Source organism: Proteiniclasticum sediminis (assembly GCF_018128025.1).
GTDB classification, from domain to species: domain Bacteria; phylum Bacillota; class Clostridia; order Clostridiales; family Clostridiaceae; genus Proteiniclasticum; species Proteiniclasticum sediminis.
Window position 1 is genome coordinate 97,252 of record NZ_JAGSCS010000007.1, and the last position, 21,985, is coordinate 119,236.

The window sequence follows — 21,985 nt, forward strand, 5'->3', positions numbered from 1 at the left end:
TGACTTTTTAGTGTCCAAAAGTGGTATACTTTATTTTATTATTTACACTACCATTGCGCTGCTTCTTGATGATCCCAATCCATTTCACCTTCAATAGTTCGTGACAGGCTTGTTTCATTGTGGCCAATTCATGTCCTCTCCTTACTTACGGCTTTAACCTTGGCTATGCATGCTTAGCGGAGACTAAAACCGATTTATAGAAAAGAATATCTCACGGTTCTACGCTGCATAGAATCCGTTCTTTTAATGACCGCTTACGTTCGACAAAACAGGATCTGACAAAAAAATCTGAAATAATCGGACAAAAAAATCACCCTTGATCTGACTTGAAACAAGTCTTATCAAGGGTTAACTCCTTTTAAAACCTAAACTTAGGAGTGATACCGGCGGCCGTGAGGTCGCCTTCTGTTTTCTCTCTTCTAAAATTATCCCATACTTCCCTCGATGAGTACACCCATCCGATTAAAGACCGCTTACTCTTAAACCACTGATTTTAAATGGTTTGTGAGGTTTTTTCTCTTATATACTGTAAAAGTCGGGGGAAATTGAGTATTCCGTTGAATTTGAGCTACTTCAATTAGGTGGCTATTATGAATCGGTATAACCAAAAATCAATCAATACTTCAATGAAACTACTTTACAGTGCTCAATAATTGAATTCATTCCAGTTAATTTTAGACATAACAGGTGAAGATAAGTATCATTAGTTTTCTGCCATAAAATTTTGACACTATCTAACTTGATGAAACTATTTACTGCATCACTAGCGTTCTGCGATATCTCCATCATGCCCTATTCCATCTCTTTAACTTTATCTTCGATAAAATTAATCTCATTTTGATCGAGGCCATATTTTTTGTAAAGCTGCTGGTCGATTGACTTAATGGATTGAGTCCAGTCAATATCCGAGTTTGGTGTGAAGTCCTGCAGTGGGACATACTTCCATTTAGCAGCAGGATTATGTTGAGTCACCTTTAAAACACCTAGCATAGTCCTCGCAAACTTCGATTTAATGTATTTCATAGTGTTTTCTGCTTCAAGTTGCACATCATATTTACCTACTGACAAGAATGTTTGAGTAAACCCGATTAGGGGTTCTCCGATTAGGGGTTCTCCGATTAGGGGTGTAGACAATACCTCGCCTATCGCACCAGTTCCATTTGCATTTGGCAATATAACTCTCCATTTATCAAATCCAATTGGTTCATTTACATAATCTTTACGAATCCAACGATAAACTCGTTCACCCTTGTATCGTCCAAGCATAGAAATGTATTCGTAATCATCCTCAGGTTTTTCTGCAAAAAATAAAATATTGTCTAACGTGCCAAACACCCCTGTGCTAATATCAAACTGATGGCTAGCTGGCAAAATGGTAGAAACTTCAGGATAGTCTTCATGCATCTTTTGAGTAAATCGGTAGATCCCTTGTCCAGTAATTATGGTATCTAAAGTCTCTTGAGTTAACGGTACAACTTTGTGAATGATGGAGTTCAGTTCTTCAAAGTTAGTAAATGTTCCAATTTCCCCAAATTGTTTGCCTCCGTCTCTTAACAATACTGCAACCCCACCCTTTATGTCCGTGCTGGGAAAGACCTTTGCTGAGTTTTGTTCATAGTATACAACTTTTAGATGCTTATCAGTAAGCATTTTATTATTCCAATTTTTATCAGTACTACCGGCATTAAACAAAAACCTCGCTGGTGAAATAAGACAATATTTCGATCCAACTTTTTCTGCTAAATCATAAAAATAGTTATAAATAGCATCATCTCGCGTATCTTCACGACTTTCTTGATATGGTGGATTCCCCACCACTACGTCAAATTTCATTAGTTCTTACCTCCAAACAAATCATCACATTTATCTTCAAAACTCATACCTGCTTCACCACGAGCAAAAGGCGTTGTATCGAGATAAACAACATGTGAGTCATCAATATTCTTAGCTTTTTCATCAAAGCCAAAAATAAAGTTACGTGCAATATTATAGATGATTTCACTTGGCGCAAAACCATAAACTTGATGTTCTAGGATATGTTTCAAGCGCTCATTTTCATCTGGAATTTTATCTTCAAGCCCAACATATAACCGCTTTACTATCTCAGTGATATAAAGGCCGGACTTGATATACAAGTCCACAAAAATTTTATCGGGATTTGTAAAATCTTCCGGGCTTTCTTCCTGCAACTTATCAATCATCATCTTCACAACTTTCTTCGGCGTAAAGATTTGGTTGGTTTGTTGCGGTGGAATGTAGTCAAAGATATCCTCTTCTTGACTTTCATCAAAATAGTTGGCAAGTTCTGTACGTTTTCTCAAGAATTCTTGGATGGACTCGTCAAATACCACAGCATCAAAAAAATTGTAAGTGTCACGTAATGTTCTAAATTGCTCCAAAGTGATGCCTGTTACTTCCTTGAAGACTTCATCTTTGATAGTTACATCAAATGACGCCAGTGTTGTTGATGGTTCACCGTAACCCATTAAGAATGATGGAATCGTTCTCGCAAAACCTCGTAAACGAGCACGTACGTCATCTTCTACTGTATTTTTCTTCTTGTTTTCAGCTATCTTTAAGATAGTTTCAGTTGATTGTTTTATCAATTCTTTGGTTTTCGTCTCAACCGTTGTAGCAACTTCATTCTTGAAATCATCCTCGATTTGTTGTTTCTTAACTTCATAAGCAACCTTAGCTTCTGCCACTTTAGCTTCATCATGGTGACTTTCTGCCACTATGTTCTTATATTCAACTTCTGCTTCGGCATGTTTGATTTCAGCTTTCTTTTGAACTACTTCTACTTCACGAGCAATCACATGGGCACTTTGTTGCACAACTTGCTCAGCCGCTTTTGCAGTCAAGCCATTTTCTTTAGCCAAGTCTTTTACCGTTTCTTGCGTATTTTGCTTGAAGGTAGTTGCAACGACATTTGATAAGTTCTTTACTGCTTGATTAGTTGCTTCTTCAACAGTTGACTGGATGTCCGCATATACCTTTTCACCAAAATGAGCATTTGTTTGAGCTACAACAATATCTTGCTCAACGATTGCTTCACCATTGTTATCCACATGGACATTTTTTGTATCAATTGGATTATCTGTCTTACGTGGTACTGTTTTCCCAACGTCAACAGGATTTAATTGTTCTAGTATTTCACGAGCATGGGATGATGAAAAGATACCTGAAATATTTTGGAATAATAGGTTTGACATAAAACCACGTCGAACGACTTCTTGTGCTTTGATAGCTTTCGGAATCGTTAACACTTGGTTTACATCAAGTTCAACCATTTTTCCTTCATTGTCTTCCGCAATAACTGGGAAGAAGTTCAATAGCGTCCGAATGTTATCTTTACGGTCGTCAGTTGTTCCGCCACCATTAGTAGTCTTACTTGATAAGTTATTGGCAAACTCATCATAAATCATAAGCGTGCGTTCTGGAGCAAAGTCAAAAACATAGGCGTTTTCTTTTTGATGCCATTCGCCATCAATTTCATACTCCCAAGTGTTTTGTGCACGGAAGGCTGCCTGCATATAAAGACTTGGTGATTTCATGTTGGAAAGCATCAAAACTCCAGTCCACTCAGGTACCGTTACACCCGTGGTTAACTGCCCGACAGACAACGTGATAGTTTTATCATGAGTTGCAATTGCTTCTTTCACTCGGTCAAGTGATTTTTGATTGATGGTTTGGTCATCATCACTCGCACGGCCATCCCCAGCGGCTAAGATAATTTCATAGTTTTTAAAAACTGGATGATCTTTAAGTAATTTTTGCAAGGCTTTAGCACTGGCTACACGATTTAAAAGCCAGAAAGTATGTTTTAACTCATCACGGAGTTCTTTTGTTGAGAATGGGTATTTTTCATTATGAGAAAGAGAATCCAACCACTTCTTGATATCCGCCTCATGCACAAATTTCCCATTATCATTGGTCTCAAAAAATTCGTTCAAGTCAAAAGCAAAATCGATATTCTCACCATCAATCTCAGCACCTTTGTTGACTTCATCTGTAATCATTTGACTCATTTGATAAGAGAACATACTCAAGCGTGGCAATTTTTCGTAAGGATTGTTTTCCTCAGGTCTATCCCAGTTAGCTTTGGCTTCTTGCTCATCAGCGTAAGTCCAGTTATAGATTTGATTTTGCTTAAATTTTCCAGAAGCTACTGCTTTAAATGGTGTACCGGATAAGTTAAGCGTTAAATCACGATTGATGTTTTCAAAGGCAATATCAGTTTTGAACGTATCAACCCCTTCGTGTGATTCATCGATAACTAATAGGTCCCAATGTAAGTCTTTGACCCATTTTAGCTTATCATGACCACCGCCAAATGAAATTGCACCTTTTAAATCTTGTAGCGAAATAAAAGCAAGTATTCGGTCTTTGCCACCAGTTATCATTTGTTTAGTAAACTCATCACGATCAATTACTGGACGGTCTTTTAAAGAGTCACTTGTCGACACAAAGACATAATCGGTTTGCCAAGCAATAAATTTTTGGAAATCATCAAACCATGAATTGGCAATTGCAGGACGGTTTGTCACCACAAGCACGTTTTTGGCATCCAGTTTACAAGCCAAATCATAAGTGGCTAGCGTCTTGCCAAAACGTGGCTTAGCATTCCAAAGGTACTCCCCATTCTTATGATTTTTTGCATAATCAAGCGTCTGTGACACCGCTGCTTCTTGTTCAGCACGCAATTGATAAGTCAACTCTTCTTTCACTTGACTACGCTCATTATTCCGAAAATCATTAAAGTCAGCATGTGCTTTTTCTGGTGTGCCATTATAGAAAAACCATTCAGTATTTGATCGTTGTTCAACATTTTTGTACTTACGCAAATAAGCATGGAGCTGTTTGTCTTTAAACCAATCGTCAGATGTACTGAACTTTGCCGGTTCTGACCACAATTTTAAATAACCTAAATTGATTGCAGCAGTCTTCGTTTGCTCCTTGATGCGATCATCCACATTTTTACGCTCTGTATAACCAATCTTAATCCAGCCTTCATTGTCTGGAATAGTTGGTAACGTATAAGCGTAAATCTGCGGATAAATCATTTTAGTCGTTTTGATAACCGTACTATCACTCATATCAACTTAACTCCTTTATCAAAGAATTCCATTTTATTTATACCCCAGTTCATCACTTTCACGCGCTTACCTGGTATAATATGCCATTGTTCTTCTGGTTCCTCATCATCAAATAGTGATATTTGAACCTCAACTATTTTTTCTCGTTTTTCAGTTAGTGGAATGATGCATTTCAAACCGTCCATTTGGAAAACATTGTAACTGATAATTTCAGCAATATCTTCGAATAAACCGTAAAGCGGTTCTTCTAACCATTTAGCAAAATAGTAGTCACGATAGGTGTAGAGCAAATTTTCACGAGCAAGCAGTAATGAGTCGCCGTTCCACTCGAATCCATAGCTTGATTTATACGCTTCTACCACCAAACGCTGCCATTCTGCTTTATCGACCACTTCTTCATTGATGCGTTTCAGTTTTCGGTCGACGAAACCAACACGTTCATTCAATGGCAAGATTACACCAGTTTCCATATCATAGCGAGTTGCCATATATGGGGCTTCCCCACAGGTGATTTCTAACCATGTTCGTTTGACATAGGTTTCTAAATCGTCATTTAGATAATCCTTATCAACCGCATCATTTTGTTTTTTCACAATCCAAGTTGGTGTAAACACTTCCGCCTTTGACTTAGTGCGCTCTTTTTGCATCTCTTTTGATTTCAATGCACGTGGTTTTATGATTTGTCCCATTTGCCCCGTCACTAATTCAGGTCGCATTTGAGCTGTAGCTGCATAAACTTTATAGCCATGCTGGATATAGTTTTCATTTGCCCATATGATGTTCTTCTTCGTCTTTGGTGTGGATATTGTTCGATCCATCAAGAGAATCTCTAGTATACCTGGCATTTTTTCACGTAAGGAATTCTCAAGAATGTCAGTTGAGCTACATTCATCAGTATTCTTTTCTTTATCTTCTTCAGTTGGTTTCATCATAATCTCGGCTACTAACAAATAGCTGCCTCCTCCCGTTTTAGATCTCATCGTTATTCTGACCCAATGATCTCGCTAATATCAACGACTAAAGCAATAGCTATTTTCATGAGCATCTCAATTGCCACTGGTTCGTTCTTCCCCATTTTTGCAATGAAGTTACTACTCACTCCCACAGCTTCCTTGAGCTGAGTTTTATTCATTTCCTTGTCAATTAATATTTTCCATAGACTTATATAAGTGATATCCATTCGTATCTCCTAACATAACATTGAATACTTAAAATTCATTAGTTACATCATATGATGGTAAATCAAGATTTTCTGTATTTATCAAAATTTTTTGGAGTTTCTTAAATCAATCACACTGTTGTAAAATCCCACATAAAATAAGAAAGCATGGTCCACGCCAGTTCCTTAAATCTCATTATCTCAATATATCGCCATTTATTCAATAAACGACATCCAACACTTTCTTGAATAGGGAAATAGACAAAAAAGAAGCAAAAGGAGAAGGTCATCCAAAGGGTTGCCGAAAGCAACTACTGTCTCTCACTTTTTGCCATGATTTGTTCCCTTTCTCCCAATTGCTTCTCCTGCTTCACAATCCTTTTGTTCTTTCTTGTTGGATCGTACTACATCCAACGTTACAGGCACAGACCCCCAAAATGCCCTATGACAATTTCTGCAATTCTGCTTGTGAAAACACATAAAAACCATGTCATTTATGATACGATTCACCGTACCACAAGTAAGGGCATATGTTTTTAGAGCAAACAATAAAGTGCATAGATCAATATATGGAAATAGAAATTATTTAGAAAAATAAGTAGATGCTTTATATATTTACATTGTCTGGGACAAACTGTATAAAAATGTAAACAATAGTGGTTCTGATACCTAAAAGGATCTGAAGATGAATAACCCTAAATAATTTTCCGAAAGTGACCCATCAGCCTGAATAGTCCTTTGGAGAGCAAGGCATAATACTCTTGAAAAGGAGTGTGAGGCCATGTCTCGTGTGAATTTCAGCCACCGCTATGTTACCCAGGGGGTAAACCGACAGCTTTCTCTCGATTTGCAGCTGATGCTCTGGTCCATGATCGATGACACTGCGTATCCCCGGGATGAACTCCAGGTGTTTCAGCTGAAAACCCTGGAAGAGACGGGGATTCTCATCCGGCATACCCAGGAAGAACCGGCGTATGAGAAACATGTTATTTTCAAGTTTCCCTCCCCATGGGCACTGGATGACCGTATTTTTGTTGTGGACAATGGGGAATATACGGTGATGATGCTGTCCAGTGAGTATTAGGCGAAGAACTGGCCAGGAACCGGCTGAGGCTAAATAAAGTCCGTCCTTTTTTCAGGGTGAATCCCCGAAGAAAGGACGGACTTTGTCGTATGCGTCAATGAATTATATTGCCCCTTACTTTATCCGCTGATTCCCGGTGGGTTTGGGGAGAGTTTGGAAGCGGAACTAACGGGCTTCCTCCTCCATGGAGGGAAAACGTTCCTGGATGCTCATCTTGATGGTCTCATAGAGGTGGGAGATGGAAGGCTTGGTGACCAGGGTCCCCGTCAGACAGATGGGGCTCTTTTTCTGATGCTCCACCAGCTGAAGGTAGAAATCCTCCCGGAGATTCGTGGATTTCAGATGCGGGAAGATATACCACTGCTTAGCCATAATGAGATGCTTGATTCGGATGCCTGCTTTTTTGAGATCTTCCGTTATCTTTTCCACCAGATCTTTCTGAAGAATACCATAGGTATAGGCCACAAGAATGGTTTTGTCCTTGTCCTTATAGACATTGAAAAACTGAAGGCAGCCTTTCTTCCCCGCGTTGGCTTTATAGTAGGTGGTCACGACATTCTTGTTCTCCACTTCATAAACGCAGGTCACATAAGGATTGGTGTCGATCTTTTTCATCAGCTCATTGTAGAGCGCGTCCTTCAGCACATCCTTAGGAAGCTTAGTGGTCACCAGTACCTGATCATAAAATGCAGAGTCAAAATCCGTATCGAGGCGAACTCCGCTTAAATGGGGCTCCACGTTCTTCACCTCAGCCCCATAGCGGATGTCCTTCAGGTTGGTGCAGAGCTTTTCCATGAGATCGCTCATCCCCTGATTCACAAAGAGGAGTTTGTCTCCCTGGATGATGGCTTTTATCGTTTTGGGATCAAAGGTGTGGAGAGCATAGTAGGCAGGAACCTCTTCGATGGCTCCAAAGCCGTAGGCAGACAGATGGGGAGCGATGACCTGCTTCATCATGGGAAGTTGGTTATCTTCCAAATACGTGGAAAGAGGGATCTTCAGATCTCCGAAATGTCCATAGAAAGACGAAGCCCCCTGGCCAAAATGAGCGCTGTACAGCGCTTCATAACGGGGGAGCTCCACCGTGAGTCTTTTGACCTCCTCATGGCTTAGTAGCTCCACTTTCTGGTGGTGCTCATTGAGAAAATTGCGATAGGTGAACCGCTCGGAGTAGGGCATCCCCAGCTCAAGAAGCAGCTCTTTCAGATGAGGTGAAAAAGCTGCGGCGGTTCCGATTTCCACCGTGAGACCCTGACACAAGAGCGTTCTGCAGTGTCCGCCCAGGTGGGTTTCTTTTTCATAGAGGGTGACCGGGATATCTTTTTTCTCCAGAAGATACGCAGCGAGAAGCCCGCTGAATCCTCCACCGATGATGGCAACATGCATAACAGATTCTCCTTAGTATTCCCGGTCCATATAGGCCCATAAGGGCAGAATGGTTCCTTCTCCTGCAAAGCTTCGATGAAACTCCAGAGGAGAAAGAAGCAAATCGCCGTATCGGGTTTTATGGCTGAGATTGTAGGTTCGGATTTCTCGTTGAAGGGTGATCTTTAGAAGAGCCAGCGGCTCCCCTTTGGACAAAAGAGGAATCAGGCCGGAAAGGCAGACTTTGGTGTAGTTTTCGCGAAGGGACTGAATTTCCTTGGGCAGCGCATCACTTTCCATAAAATGCAGCTCCGGATCAAAACCGCTGGTGAGGAGGATCTCATGTACTTTCTCTTCAAAGAGGCTCTTATTCTTACACTGAAGATTCGCATCCTCCAGGAAACATAAATACCGGGTCTGGAAATTGAGGTTCTGGGCCACAGGCAGCGCTGCAGCGGTGAGAAGATCCTCGAAGCAGTCCATGGAAAGCTTCTCGTAGAGTCTGGAACAGGCGATCCTGCTTTGGTAGTCAATGATGCTGTAAATGTAGAGCGGTCTTTCCTCTTTCCAGTGGCCACAGGAGGTGATGAAGAAAAACCAGCATTCGCCACTGGCAGATCCTTGAAAGGGAAGGGTACCTGGGGAGGACTGCCGCAGTTTTTTTCGGGAAAACGCCATACGCTGCTCTCTTCGGGAAAGACTGAGGCGCTTCATGATGTTATAGACGGCAGACTCACTGAGATGGATATTGATTTCTTCGAGAAGATACTTGATCTCCCTGGGCCCCAGAGCGGGATAGGTTCGGATGAGCTTGAGAAGCTTATCCTCCAGTTCCTTTGGCGTCCGGTTCTTCGGAGGCTGCACGTTTCTTTGGGAAGAGAGACCCTCCATACCCCCGCGCTCATACCGGCGCAGCCAGCGGTAATAGAGCGTTCTGGAAATGCCAAATTTCTCGCAGGTGCGGGTGATGCCATGTTTCTGCCCGTGGGCCAGGATATTCTGTTTTTCCTTCGGGTCCATGGAGGCACATCCTTTCATCAACATAACTTATCAAAACTTTAACATAATATGCCGCTTTTCTCAATGTAGAAAGAAAATTTTACTTTGGCCCCCTGTGTACAGTTCCTCATTTTTTCGAGATTTACAGGGTCTTCTCGTGAGGTGTGCACACTTCGCTAAAGTAATTATTTGTTAAATTCAAAACAAATTGGGCGATTGTTGAAGGTGAAAACGATTGTTATAATCATGTCAAATAAAGGGTTGAGGTGTAGAAATGAGTGAGCTGAAAGTCTTTTCCATCAAGAAGAATATTTATGAGGATAATAAGAAGGTTGCCGAGGAAACCAGAGGATTCCTCAGAGATAAAGGAGCCTTCATGGTGAATGTCATGTCCTCTCCAGGCAGCGGAAAAACCACGACGCTGGTCAGTACCGTGAAGGCACTGCAGGGGGAAATGAGGATCGGCGTCATTGAAGCCGATGTGGATTCCGATGTGGATGCCCGAACCGTGCAGGAAGCCGGCGCCCGAGCCGTGCAGATGCACACCGACGGGCTCTGCCATATCGATGCTACCATGGCCAGGGCCGGGGTGGACGCCTTGGAAGTTTCAGATCTGGATCTGGTGTTTCTGGAGAACATCGGAAACCTCATCTGTCCTGTGGGCTATGACACCGGCGCCATGAAGAACATCGCCATTTTGAGCGTACCTGAAGGGGATGACAAACCCCTCAAGTATCCCATGATCTTCGCCAAGGTGGATGCGCTTCTCATCAGCAAAATGGATGTGATGCCCTACTTTGATTTTGATATGGAAGCCCTGAAGGAAAGGGTATATCACCTGAACCAAGACATTGAGATCTTCCCTCTCTCGGCAAAGACCGGAGAAGGGATGGATGCCTGGACAAGCTGGCTTAAAAAACAAATGGGAAGGAAGTAGGACATGGCAAAAAAACAGGAAAAAACAAATTTCAACAAGTCGACGAACTTCAACTTTGCCCTGAACTGGGCCGATGTGGACGGCAGAGCATACCGTCAGGAGATTGTGGACCTGGCCAACAAGATCGGCAGAACGAAAGCCGGAACCAGCCGGGAGGCCATTCCCTTTGGGCCGGAGTATTATGCGCTGGCTCCGATTCTTTCGCCCGATGAAGCGAAGATCGCCCTTCACGTGGGTTTCCGGGACAAGAAAAGCGCTGAAGAAATCGCGGAAGCTGCCGGAGAGCCCCTAGAAAAAGTCAAGAAAGCGCTTCAGCATCTGGCCTGGACCGGAGTCACCTTCTGGAACACGGTGGATGGCGTGGATGTTTACTGGCATGACATCTTTGTGCCAGGGCATCTGGAGATGATCAACAACAATAAAGAGATCGTGGCGAAGCATCCGGAAGTGGCCGAAGCGTTCTACTACTTCGGCAGCAAGAAAGGACCCATGGCCGCGGGCATCATGCCCGTGGGCGGAGGACCCATGAGAGTGCTCCCTATCGAGCGCGCCATCGACGGGAACTCCAAGAAAGTCGGATACGAGGAAATCTCCAAACATCTCCAGGAAGCGCATATCTTCTCTGTGTCGGATTGCTCCTGCAGAACGTCCAGAGAAGCCATGCATGAAGGCTGCGGCCATCTGAAGGAAGAGATGTGCATCCAGCTGGACCATGCGGCAGAGTACTACATCAAAACGGGAAGAGGCCGGGAGATCACCCGAGAGGAAGCCTTTGAGATCATCCGGAAGGCGGAGGACAATGGACTCATGCACTCCGTGCCCAACCTGGATACGCCAGGGCATACCCATGCCATCTGCAACTGCTGCGGCTGTGGCTGCTACGCCATGAGACTGGCCAATGAGTACTTAAATAATGACATCGTCCGGTCCAACTACAAATCTGTGGTGGACGAGTCAAAATGCGTTGCCTGCGGTGAGTGTGTGGATGTCTGCCCCACCAATGCCGTCCGTCTGGGACAGAAGCTCTGCGCAAAGACGCCTTTGGATGAGAAGATCACCAAAATTACCCCAAGAAACACCGAGTGGCAAGAAGACAAGTGGAACAGCGATTACCGCGTGAACCGGAAGAACACCCTGGAGTCCGGAACGGCCCCGTGCATCACCAAGTGCCCGGCCCATATTCCCGTACAAGGGTATATTAAGCTGGCTGCCCAAGGAAAATACACCGAGGCCCTGGAGCTTATCAAGAAGCACAATCCTCTACCGGCGGTTTGTGGAAGAGTCTGTCCAAGACTTTGCGAGGAGGACTGCACCAGAAGCGCTTATGACGAGGCTGTGGCCGTGGATGACATCAAGAAGTTCATTGCCCAGAAGGATCTGGAGGCAGGCACCCGGTATCTCCCCAAGAAACGTCATGACTACAGCCACAAGAAAGTGGCCATCATCGGATCCGGTCCCTCCGGACTCACCTGTGCCTATGATCTGGCCCTGGACGGCTACGATGTGACGGTCTTTGAAAAAGAGAAGCGTCTGGGGGGCATGCTCACCCTAGGTATTCCTTCCTATCGTCTGGAGAAAGACGTGGTGGAAGCGGAAATCGACGTCATCCGGGAGATGGGGGTGAAGTTTGAGACAGGGGTGGAGATCGGGAAAGATGTCACCTTGGAAGAGCTCCGAAGGAAAGGCTTCCATGCCTTCTACATCGCCATCGGCGCTTCCTTGGGAAGAAATCTCGGTATTCCGGGCGAAGAGCTTCCCGAGGTGATGCATGGCGTGGAGTTCCTGAAGAAGATCAATCTGGGCGAAAATCCGGAAGTGTCCGGGAAGGTCGTGGTCATCGGGGGCGGAAATGTGGCCATCGATGTGGCCCGAAGCTCCGTTCGACTTCCCCAGGTGGAGAGCGCTGCGCTATATTGCCTGGAGCCCAGGTCCTCCATGCCTGCCCATGAGGAAGAAGTGGAGGAAGCCCTTTCTGAGGAAATCTCCATCCACAACAGCTGGGGCCCGGTGAGGATACTTCATGACGGCGTCAAGGTCACCGGCGTGGAGTTTAAGAAATGCACCTCCATCTTTGATGCGTCTGGAAAATTCTCCCCGGTCTATGATGAGACGGACATCATCATGGTATCCTGCGACCATGTCCTCCTTTCTGTGGGACAGACCTACGGCTATGGAGAGCTTCTCGTGGGAGAGGATGTTCTTCTCACGGAGCGCAGGACCATAAAGGTGGATCCGGTGACGCTGCAGTCCTCCAAAGCGGACATTTTCGCCGGAGGGGATGTGGCCAGCGGACCAAGACTGGCCATCGATGCCATTGCCGCCGGAAAAGAAGCGGCCATCTCCATCCATCGATTTGTACAGAAAGGACAGTCTCTGGTCTTTGGACGAGACAACCATGCCTATAAAATGCTGGACAAGAATAATCTCCAGCAGATCATGGACTATGACGGCACAGAGCGTCAGCGAATCGCGGCCGTTGAAGGACGAATTGCTAAAGATACCTTTAAGGATCTGCGAGGCGTTCTCACGGAAGAGCAGATCAAAAAAGAATCCTCCCGATGCCTTGGCTGCGGAGCCAGTAAAGTGGATGAGTATCTGTGCGTCGGCTGCGGCGCCTGCACCCTGAGATGCAAGTTCGGGGCTATCAGCCTGGAGAGGGTTTACGATGAGAAAGGCTTTGAGCTGGATAAACTGTCAAAAGCCGTCCTGAAGAATGCCCTCAAGAGAAAAGCGAAGATCACCTTAAATAAGATCAATCCCTTCGTGGAAACCCGATGATGAGGTGTTTCTATGCATGAATTAGGTATAGTTTATGAGGTGATCCGGGTTGTGGACAGCTTTGTTCTGGAAAACCAGCTGACCAAAGTGGAGAAGATTGTGCTGGAGATCGGGCAGCTCTCCCAGGCCATCCCCCGGTTCATCGAGGAATGTTATCCGGCGGCGGTGCACGGCACCGCCTATGAGGAGACAAAACTGGAGATCATCACGTTGCCTGCCATGGGCCGATGCCATGGCTGCGAAGAAACTTACAACATTGTCACCCACCGCCGTACTTGTCCTGCCTGTGGAGGAAGGGAGTATACCCTTCTCTCCGGGCAGGAGTTTAGCATCAAAGAAGTTGTTGCGTATTAGTTAGTGAAAGGAGCTTATGATGGGATTTTTATACGAAGGTTTAACGATTGAGAGTTTCCTGGCCCTCGTGGCATTCATTGCCGTATTCCTTTTCCTCAATGAGATCAGCAGAAGGTCAAAGACCGTGTCTCTACTGATGTTTGTGCTTCTTCCCGTACTTCTGGCCCTGGGCATCTTCTTTGGGCCATTGGGTTCCCCCACGGGGAAAACCTGGTTTGGCTGGGTGAAGGTCGTTTCTGCCCTCATCGGCGTCTATGGTTTTCTTCTCATCCGCTTCACCAAGCTGGGCACAAAGAAGTTTGCAGCGATTTTCCCCGCCGCCATCCTGTCCATCAACATCGCGGAAGCGGTGTTCCGGGAACTGGAGATCTTTGCCACCTATAAGACGCTGACGGTGGATGCAGGAGGAATTGTGGTCCAGGGCGGTCCCTGGAACATTCTCAATGCCATTGCCGGGGTCTTCACCATCATCACCCTCACCGGGTTTGTGGGCATCCGGGTGTCCAAGGACAAATCCAGAGATATGATCTGGCCGGATATGACCTGGCCTTATGTCATCGGCTATACCCTTTGGAATTATGCTTATGTCTACAACTGCATCTCCACCCGATCCCTCTATGCGGGATTTGGGATTTTAACGGCAGCGATCATCGCGGAGTACTTCTTTAAGCGTGGCGCATGGCTGCAGCATCGAGCACAGATCCTCTCTCTTTATGCCATGTTCTCCCTGTCTGTGGATTTCCAGACGGCCTCCTTTTTCCAGGTGCTGCCGACGTACAGCCCAGGAGCCCTCATGTCCTTAAGCATCGTGTCCTTTGTCTTCAATCTGGGCGTGTTCTTCTTCATGGTATATACCATGAGACAAAAGAAGGCCAACCCCATAAGACAGGAACTCTATAGGCATACCGATGCCTACAAGAAAACGCTGACCGCCAACGGACTGTAGACAAGACTCGTAATGGAAAAAGAAGGCTTCCGCGGAAGCCTTGGGGTTGATAAGATCAATATTGAAGAGGAGGGCACCTGAGGAAGGTGCCCTTTTTTTGCCATGAAGGGGCAGGAGAAAGGCAAAGAGAAGACGAAAGCCTTTAGCCTGGAAGGAGCACAGCAGGATAGAAGGCCGCTGATGTTCCCGGGGTATTTAGACCAGAAACAGACCATGAACCGGAGGAGCTCAAAGGAAAGTCCGTCCTTTTTTCAGGGTGACTCCCCGAAGAAAGGACGGACTTTGTGCAGGGTTCCCCTTAGGGCTGGACTTTGTAGAAGGTTTTGGGGCCCACATTCTGGAGTAGAGCCCCCCGGGGCACCTGGAAGAGGATGAGCAGTACGCCGAGAAGATCGGCGCAGGAGCCCATGGCATTGAGCAGGATGAGAAAAGCAAGATATGGATTTAGCAGTTGTGTGAAGGTCAAGAGGAGCGGCAGGAGGATGGACAAAAGGAGAAAGGGCAGGAGGGAGATGAGGAGATACCGGGCCTTGGTCAGGATTTCCTCCGTGGCCACAAAGAGACCCAAGGGGGTGATCCCCCAGTAGGTGCGGCTCTTCCCCGAACGCCGAGGAATGGCTGCCCCATGGAGGAGCTCATGGAGGGCAAAGAATGCCCCCATCCCCAGGAGGGGAAGAAGGGTCCCGGGACCCAGGGTGAAACTTAAAGCGAACCCGTCCTCCAGGGCCAGCCCCTGGAGAAGGGAGGGCTGAAGAAAGAGTAGCCAGGCACCGGTAATTAGTGCACTTACGCCCATGAGGGGAAAAGAGAAGAGGAGGATCTTTCCCGGGGTATCCGGTTCCCTCAGCCCGATCCACCCCTCTTCCCGAAGAAGGGTTTCCCGCTGGGGGTTGGCTGGAGGCAGCTGCTTGATGTATTTCATGGGGTAACGCTCCCTTCGCAAAGAAATCCGCATTTTCCCTCATTTTGGCACAGATGGAGAAAGATTGCAAAGGGTTCAAGGTTCCGTGGAGGTTAACTCTTCGACTTCTCCCGGTTTCTCCCGGACAGAAGGGCTACTGAGGAGGGGGCTCCCTGTGGTATAGTGAAAGGAGAAGGGGACCCCAAAAGGGATAACCCCATAAAGGAGTAGCCCATGAACCTTTTTCGAAAAATCCTCTTGAAAGCCAGCAGCAATTTTCCCCTCGACATGAAAGAAGATTACCCTTGGGTGCGAAAGGTTCAGCGCATGCTCTACAAGGAGCGGATGCTTCCTAAGGGCGTCATGGATCGAAAAATCCCCCGGGATGACGAAGACTACGGCGTTCCCGTGCGGATCTTCTATCCCCAGGGAAAGCGAAAACCAGGGGCCATACTCTACTTTCACGGGGGTGGCTGGGTCATTGGCGATATCGCCACCTACACCCCGGCCTGTATGAATTTGGCAGAAGCCACGGGACGGGTGGTCTATTCCGTGGATTACCGGCTGGCGCCGGAATATTCCTACCCCACGGGCCTCATGGACTGCTATCAGGTGGCGGAGCGGCTGCTTCAGCAGCCTTCTTTGATTCATCTGTCCCAGCCTTCCGACCTGATTCTCATGGGGGATTCCGCCGGCGGTAATCTGGCGGCGGTGGTCTCCATGATGCTTCGGGATCAGGGGAAGCCCCTGCCCGGAAAGCAGGTTCTCCTCTATCCCGCCACCTACTGGGATCATTCCCCGGATTCTGTCTTTGATTCCGTGAAAACCTATGGGGAGGAGTACGGGCTCACCTGGCAGCGTATTGAAGACTACATGACCCTCTATGTGCCGGATGCCGCCCTTCGGCAGACCCCCCAGGTGTCGCCCATCATGGCGCCGGATCTTTCCCGTCTTCCGGAAACCTTGGTGATCACGGCGGAGTATGATCCGCTCCGGGACGAGGGGGAAGCCTATGGAAGGCTCCTCCAGGAGGCAGGGGTATCGGCAAAAATTGTCCGGATTCCCGATGCCATCCATGGATTCATTACCTTTCCCAAAATCAGTTCATCCCTCACCGCAGCCTACGGCGCCATTAATGCCTTTTTAGAGGAAACTTCCCCGGGGGAGAACGCTGATTCATCCACATCAATCAAGGAGGGTTAAGCCATGGCAAGAAAAAACTGGGTCCGCTTGGATAATGCCTCGAAGATCTTTGTGGCCACCATGTCCTCCAAGGATTCCAAAGTCTTTCGGATCACGGCAGAGCTGAAGGACGAGGTGGTGCCGGAACTTCTTCAGGAAGCCCTGGATGTGACCTATGAGCACTTTCCCCTCTACCACAGCGTCCTGCGCCGGGGAATCTTCTGGTACTATCTGGAAGACAGCGATCTCACGCCCAAGGTGCAGCCCGACCGGCAAAATCCCGCCCAGCCCCTCTATCAGTTTGAGAGCCGAAATCTCCTGTTTCGGGTCCTCTATGACCGGCAGCGGGTTCATCTGGAAGTCTTTCACACCCTCTCCGATGGGACGGGGGCCCTGTGGTTCCTGGAAAATCTTCTTCATCACTATATCCTCAGGCGTTATGCGGCGGACTTTCAGCACAAGGAGCTTCTCCCGGAAGGCCGGGAGTCGGTCCGAAAGCTACTGGATGACAGCTTTGCCCGCTACTTCAGCCGAACTAAACCCTTCACCCTGACCACCCCGGCCAAGGCCACCCTCAGCACGGTGACGGGAGCCGGAAAAGCCGTGGGAAAGCTGGTGTATCATGTGGGGGAATCGGTGGTGGGCCAGTCCCCGGCCAAGGAGCGGGTGTATCGGGTGCGGGGCAGGCGGACACCGGATAACCGCATGCGGCTGGTGGAGGGGCGTATGCCCGTAAAACCCGTGCTGGCCCTGGCGAAAGCCCAGGAAACCACCCTCACCGTCTACCTCACGGCCCTCTATATGCTGGCGGCCGTTCAGGAAGCGCCTGTTCGAAAAGACGGCTGGACCGTGGCGGTGACCGTTCCGGTGAACCTTAGGGCCTTCTTTCCCTCCACCTCCGCCCGGAACTTCTTCAGCACCATCCGGGTGTCCTACCATTTCCAGGAGGAAGAGCGGGGCGAGGAGGTCCTGAAAAAAGTCATTGTCAGCCTGAATCATCAGTTCAGCGAGCAAATTGTGCGGGAAAGGCTGAAGGAAAAGTCCGTGAATCTGAAAGCCTATGAGGAGCAGCCGGTGCTCCGGATCATGCCCCGACCGGTGAAGGATCTCATCTTGAAGATTCTCAACGCCAAGAATAACCGAACCCTGACCTTAGGGATTTCCAACCTGGGCAGGGTGGCCTTCCATCCGGACATTGATCCTTACATCGGCAATCTCTATGCCATGACCTCGGCGGTGAGACCTCAGTTTCTCACGGTGAGCCATGGAGAGACCCTGACGATCACCTGGATTTCCCCCTATGTAGACACGGAAATCGAAAAAACCATGATCCGCATGCTCACCCAAAAGGGGGTCGCGGTGACCGTGGCCGCCAATCGGGTGGATTTACGTCATGAAGAGGAAGGTGAATCATCATGAGACGATGCCATCACTGCCTGGTGGATGTGGAAGGCAATTGGGAAGTTTGCCCCCTCTGCGGAAATCCGCTGCTGGGGACGGAAAAGGAAGCGACACCCTCGCCTTTTCCGGACATTCCCCTGACCTTCAAGAAACACCTGGCCATCAAGATCCTGTCCTTCATCTCCATCACCGTGGTTCTTGTGGCCTTCCTGATCCGGATGATCTGGCCCACGAAGCTGAACTGGCCCCTGATGGTGTTTTTCGGCGCTCTCAGCATGTGGCTGGTGGTGGCCACCATCATTCGGAAACGGCGAAACATCGCCAAGGGGATCGTGTATCAGATTGCCCTCCTGTCCCTGCTGAGCATCTTCTGGGACTATACCATCGGCTGGCGGGGCTGGTCCCTGGATTATGCCATTCCGCTCCTCTGCGGCACGGCCATCGTGGCCATGTTCATTGCCGTGCAGGTGGTGAAGCTGGAGGTGCGGGACTACATTCTCTACATCGTCATCGCCTCGCTTCTGGGGCTGATTCCCCTCCTCTTCCTCCTCTTCCAGTGGGTCTCCCATCCATTCCCCTCCTTCTTCTCCGTGGTCCTCAGCATCATCATGCTGGTGGGAACGGTGATTTTCCGGGGCGGGGAGATCTGGGCGGAGCTTCAGAAAAGGATGCACCTCTAGTTCAAGCCCAATAAAAGTCCCCTGTCTTCCGGTTCAGATAACCGGGAGGCAGGGGACTTTGCGTTTAGCGGGAAGATATTCCTAGACCAGAAAGATGATGGCCACACCCAGAACGCCCACTAAAGCGCCGAGGATTTCGTTGGCTTTGACCTTTTCTTTCAGGAAGATCACTGACACGGGAATGATGAGGATGGGGGTGATGGCCATGAGGGTGGAGGCGATGGCCGTGGAGGTGTATTTCACGGCCATGAGAGAGAGGGAAACCCCCACCACGGGACCAAAGAGGGAGCCCACGGTGATTCCCGCCATGACGGATTTCAGCTTAAAGGTCTGGAAAAAGCCAGGCCAGCTTTTGAAGAAGGTGATGATGAGGATGAAGCCCAGGATGCCGGAGAAGATGCGAATCTCCGTGGCCACAAAGGGATTCAGATCCTTTACGCCCACCTTGGAGAGGATGAGGCCTCCTGCCTGGCCCAGGGCCCCCAGGAAGGCATAGAGGATGCCTTTCACCGAATGGCGGACCACTAGCTTTTTCTTGCCCTTTTCTTTGCCCAGAATGACGATGGCGATGCCCAGCACCGTCACCAGCATGCCCAGGATCTGGCCAAAGCCGAGCACCTCATCCAGGAGAAAATAGCTGAAGAGGGCCGTGATGGGGGGCGCCAGGGCCATGATGAGCAGGGAGATCCGGGCGCCGATTTCAATGTACGCCTGAAAGAGAAAGAGATCCCCCAGCACGAGACCAATGAGTCCGGAGAGCATCAGAGCCCGGAAAGCCTCCGGGGTGATGGTGAGATTTTGAAAGCCCGAGGTGATGAAGAAGTTCAGCACCGTGATGAGCACCAAAGAGACCACCAGGCGCATGAGATTCAGCACCAGGGAGCCCACTTTTTTCCCCGCATATTCAAAGGAGACGGAGGAGCCCACCCAGCACATGGCCGTGAGAAGCGCAGCAATTTCACCAATATACATGATTTACCATCCTGTTTTAAAGTTTATCTTCCTATGGTACCACAGGGGCTTCTCTCTCGCTAGATTTTTGAAAGATTTACCCAAGAACCTTCAATTTGCGCCCGATTCTCGAAACGGTTTCAAGAATCGGGTATAATGAAGGGGACACTGCGGGACAAAAAGGAAGGGGTCAAAAACCCCGAAGGATCCTGCGCTGAAGGAGGACAAGATGAAAGAATCCATACACCGCTATTTTCAGCTGGGAGTCATCCAGTGGATGAGCTATCCCCGCCGTTCCGTGCTGGAGGGGCTCCGCGCCGTGGCGGCGGACCCCGATTTTGATGCCGTGGAGGTGGGGCCCTTTGCCAGTGCTAAAGAGCGTGAGGAAGCCAAGGCGCTCCTGGCCTCTTCCCACCTCACCGTCTGCTTTGGGGCACAACCCCTCATCCTCCGGGATAAGCTCAATGCCAATGCCCTGGATGAAGGGGAAAGGCTCCGGGCGGAAGAAGCCCTTCTTCACTGCATCGATGAAGCCCAGGACCTGGGTGCCCAAGCCGTGGCCATCATGGCGGGGAAATGGGCAGAGGAGACCCAGGAAGAGGCGTTTTGGCAGCTGGTGAAGACGTTGAACCGGCTCTGTTCCTATGCCGGGGAAAAGGGGATGGGCATCAACCTAGAGGTCTTTGATTATGACCTGGACAAGGCAGTGCTCATCGGTCCGGCACCCCTGGCGTCAAGGCTGGCCAAAGAGATGGAAAAGACCCAGAAGAACTTCGGACTCCTGGTGGATCTTTCCCATATCCCCACCACCCATGAGGAGATTCCTGAAGTGATCCGGATTCTTGCTCCCTACATTCGGCACCTCCATATGGGGAACGCCGTGGTGAAGCCCGGAGCAGAAGCCTTTGGGGATCTGCATCCCCGATTTGGTTTTCCGGAAGGGGCCAATGACGTCCCGGAACTCCTGACGTTCTTCCGGGCTCTCCGGGCAGAAGGGCTATTTCGGCCCCAGGCTCCTTTGGTGCTCTCCTTTGAGGTGAAGCCCTGGAAGGATGAGGAGGAAGACGTGGTTTTAGCCAGCTCAAAGCGGGTACTGCGCCGGGCATGGGCTCAGCTGGAAGATGAGGAGGTTTAGACATGAAGATTGTGATTTTGGACGGATACGTGGAAAATCCCGGGGACCTTTCCTGGGAAGGGTTTGAAGCCTTGGGCGAGGTCACGGTGTATGACCGAACACCGGAGGAAGCGATTCTTGCAAGGATCGGCACAGCGGAGGTGGTCTACACCAATAAAACACCCTTGATGGGGGATCTCCTTCGGCAATGTCCTCAGCTGAAGTTCATCGGAGTTCTCGCCACAGGTTACAATGTGGTGGATGTTAAAGCCTGCAGTGAACTGGGGATCACCGTCTCCAATATTCCGGCCTACGGCACCGATGCCGTGGCCCAGTTCACCATGGCGCTCCTCCTGGAGCTTTGTCACCATGTGGGGGATCACTCCGCTTCGGTCCATGCCGGCGAGTGGACCCAAAGCACAGACTGGTGCTACTGGAAGTCCCCCTTGGTGGAGCTTCAGGGGAAAACCCTAGGCATCGTCGGGTATGGCCGCATTGGCCAGCGGGTGGGCGAAATTGCCCAGGCCCTGGGGATGAAGGTTCTGGCCCAGAGCCGGGGAAAGGCCGGGGAGGCGGATACCCCGAATCTTCGCTTCGGGGATTTGGATACCCTCTTCCGGGAGTCCGATGTCCTGACCCTTCACTGTCCACTCTTTCCGGAGACGGCAGGGCTCATCTGCCGGGAAAATCTGGCCAAGATGAAGAAGGGTGTCTTTCTTCTCAATACCGCCCGAGGGGGACTGGTGGTGGAAGAGGATCTGCGTGAGGCTTTGGAAAGCGGCCAAGTGGGAGGCGCCGCCGTGGATGTGGTCTCCGTGGAGCCCATCCGGGCGGATAACCCCCTTCTTGGGGCAAAGAATATGATCATCACCCCTCACATCGCCTGGGCGGCGAAGGAAACCCGCCAGCGGCTCATGGACATTGCCGTGGAGAATCTTCAGGCTTTTGTGGCGGGAAACCCCATTCATGTGGTGAACTCCCCGGGAATCAACGCAAGATAGCCGGCTTAGCGCCTTTGATGGTAAGGATAAGGAGGTT

Annotated in this window: 18 protein-coding genes; 10 read left to right on the plus strand and 8 right to left on the minus strand. The window is 48.7% G+C overall.

Annotation, left to right across the window (positions count from 1 at the left end; all coding sequences use genetic code 11):
- Positions 1-792: 792 nt before the first annotated feature.
- Genes KCG48_RS07115 through KCG48_RS07130 form a run of 4 tightly spaced genes read right to left on the minus strand, consistent with a single transcriptional unit; the run spans position 793 to position 6,276 of the window.
- On the minus strand, positions 793-1,833 hold the full coding sequence (locus KCG48_RS07115; RefSeq protein ID WP_211800879.1) for an Eco57I restriction-modification methylase domain-containing protein: 1,041 nt from the start codon (positions 1,831-1,833) through the stop codon (positions 793-795).
- Entirely contained in the window at positions 1,833-5,096 is a 3,264-nt protein-coding gene (locus tag KCG48_RS07120; RefSeq protein ID WP_211800881.1) for a DEAD/DEAH box helicase family protein, read from the minus strand. Before KCG48_RS07120 ends, KCG48_RS07115 begins: the two co-directional genes overlap by 1 nt.
- Positions 5,093-6,046 (minus strand): restriction endonuclease subunit M, encoded by a 954-nt coding sequence (locus KCG48_RS07125; protein ID WP_211800883.1) that lies wholly within the window; start codon positions 6,044-6,046, stop codon positions 5,093-5,095. The genes KCG48_RS07120 and KCG48_RS07125 overlap by 4 nt, the downstream gene beginning before the upstream one ends.
- Positions 6,047-6,078: 32 nt before the next feature.
- Positions 6,079-6,276: a helix-turn-helix domain-containing protein gene (locus KCG48_RS07130; protein WP_211800885.1), complete on the minus strand. Its 198-nt coding sequence runs from the start codon at positions 6,274-6,276 to the stop codon at positions 6,079-6,081.
- Positions 6,277-7,036: 760 nt separating this feature from the next.
- On the opposite strand from KCG48_RS07130, the gene KCG48_RS07135 reads away from it, so the two are divergent.
- Complete coding sequence (locus tag KCG48_RS07135) at positions 7,037-7,339, plus strand: DUF960 family protein (protein WP_211800887.1); 303 nt, start codon at positions 7,037-7,039, stop codon at positions 7,337-7,339.
- Between the two features lie 165 nt (positions 7,340-7,504).
- On the opposite strand, the gene KCG48_RS07140 is transcribed toward KCG48_RS07135, so the two are convergent.
- Together KCG48_RS07140 and KCG48_RS07145 are read right to left on the minus strand one after the other, a co-directional pair.
- Entirely contained in the window at positions 7,505-8,725 is a 1,221-nt protein-coding gene (locus tag KCG48_RS07140; RefSeq protein WP_211800889.1) for an NAD(P)/FAD-dependent oxidoreductase, read from the minus strand.
- Positions 8,726-8,737: 12 nt separating this feature from the next.
- Complete coding sequence (locus KCG48_RS07145; protein WP_211800891.1) at positions 8,738-9,724, minus strand: helix-turn-helix domain-containing protein; 987 nt, start codon at positions 9,722-9,724, stop codon at positions 8,738-8,740.
- Positions 9,725-9,977: 253 nt separating this feature from the next.
- Here KCG48_RS07145 and hypB point away from each other — a divergent pair, with 253 nt between their 5' ends.
- Genes hypB through KCG48_RS07165 form a run of 4 tightly spaced genes read left to right on the plus strand, consistent with a single transcriptional unit; the run spans position 9,978 to position 14,718 of the window.
- Positions 9,978-10,640, plus strand: coding sequence for a hydrogenase nickel incorporation protein HypB (hypB, locus tag KCG48_RS07150; protein ID WP_211800893.1), 663 nt, complete (start codon positions 9,978-9,980; stop codon positions 10,638-10,640).
- A 3-nt stretch (positions 10,641-10,643) separates the two neighbouring features.
- Positions 10,644-13,418: an FAD-dependent oxidoreductase gene (locus KCG48_RS07155; protein WP_211800895.1), complete on the plus strand. Its 2,775-nt coding sequence runs from the start codon at positions 10,644-10,646 to the stop codon at positions 13,416-13,418.
- Positions 13,419-13,430: 12 nt separating this feature from the next.
- Positions 13,431-13,772, plus strand: coding sequence for a hydrogenase maturation nickel metallochaperone HypA/HybF (locus tag KCG48_RS07160; RefSeq protein ID WP_211800897.1), 342 nt, complete (start codon positions 13,431-13,433; stop codon positions 13,770-13,772).
- Positions 13,773-13,788: 16 nt separating this feature from the next.
- Complete coding sequence (locus tag KCG48_RS07165; RefSeq protein ID WP_211800898.1) at positions 13,789-14,718, plus strand: DUF5692 family protein; 930 nt, start codon at positions 13,789-13,791, stop codon at positions 14,716-14,718.
- A 298-nt stretch (positions 14,719-15,016) separates the two neighbouring features.
- On the opposite strand, the gene KCG48_RS07170 is transcribed toward KCG48_RS07165, so the two are convergent.
- Positions 15,017-15,640 (minus strand): DUF3267 domain-containing protein, encoded by a 624-nt coding sequence (locus tag KCG48_RS07170; RefSeq protein ID WP_211800899.1) that lies wholly within the window; start codon positions 15,638-15,640, stop codon positions 15,017-15,019.
- 213 nt (positions 15,641-15,853) lie between these two features.
- Between KCG48_RS07170 and KCG48_RS07175 the strand changes: the two genes are divergently transcribed.
- The 3 genes from KCG48_RS07175 to KCG48_RS07185 are packed head-to-tail and all read left to right on the plus strand — an operon-like array spanning position 15,854 to position 18,882.
- Positions 15,854-16,822, plus strand: a complete 969-nt coding sequence (locus tag KCG48_RS07175; RefSeq protein WP_211800900.1) for an alpha/beta hydrolase — start codon at positions 15,854-15,856, stop codon at positions 16,820-16,822.
- Positions 16,823-16,825: 3 nt separating this feature from the next.
- The gene (locus KCG48_RS07180) at positions 16,826-18,220 is read left to right on the plus strand and encodes a condensation domain-containing protein (protein ID WP_211800901.1); all 1,395 of its coding nucleotides are present in this window, start codon (positions 16,826-16,828) and stop codon (positions 18,218-18,220) included.
- A complete protein-coding gene (locus tag KCG48_RS07185; protein ID WP_211800902.1) occupies positions 18,217-18,882 on the plus strand; it encodes a DUF6320 domain-containing protein in 666 nt (221 codons plus the stop codon). The genes KCG48_RS07180 and KCG48_RS07185 overlap by 4 nt, the downstream gene beginning before the upstream one ends.
- Before the next feature lie 81 nt (positions 18,883-18,963).
- On the opposite strand, the gene KCG48_RS07190 is transcribed toward KCG48_RS07185, so the two are convergent.
- The gene (locus KCG48_RS07190) at positions 18,964-19,854 is read right to left on the minus strand and encodes a DMT family transporter (RefSeq protein ID WP_211800903.1); all 891 of its coding nucleotides are present in this window, start codon (positions 19,852-19,854) and stop codon (positions 18,964-18,966) included.
- Positions 19,855-20,062: 208 nt separating this feature from the next.
- Between KCG48_RS07190 and KCG48_RS07195 the strand changes: the two genes are divergently transcribed.
- Both KCG48_RS07195 and KCG48_RS07200 read left to right on the plus strand, forming a co-directional pair.
- Positions 20,063-20,968, plus strand: a complete 906-nt coding sequence (locus KCG48_RS07195) for a sugar phosphate isomerase/epimerase family protein (protein WP_211800904.1) — start codon at positions 20,063-20,065, stop codon at positions 20,966-20,968.
- A gap of 2 nt (positions 20,969-20,970) precedes the next feature.
- Positions 20,971-21,948: a D-2-hydroxyacid dehydrogenase gene (locus KCG48_RS07200; protein ID WP_211800905.1), complete on the plus strand. Its 978-nt coding sequence runs from the start codon at positions 20,971-20,973 to the stop codon at positions 21,946-21,948.
- Positions 21,949-21,985 lie beyond the last annotated feature (37 nt).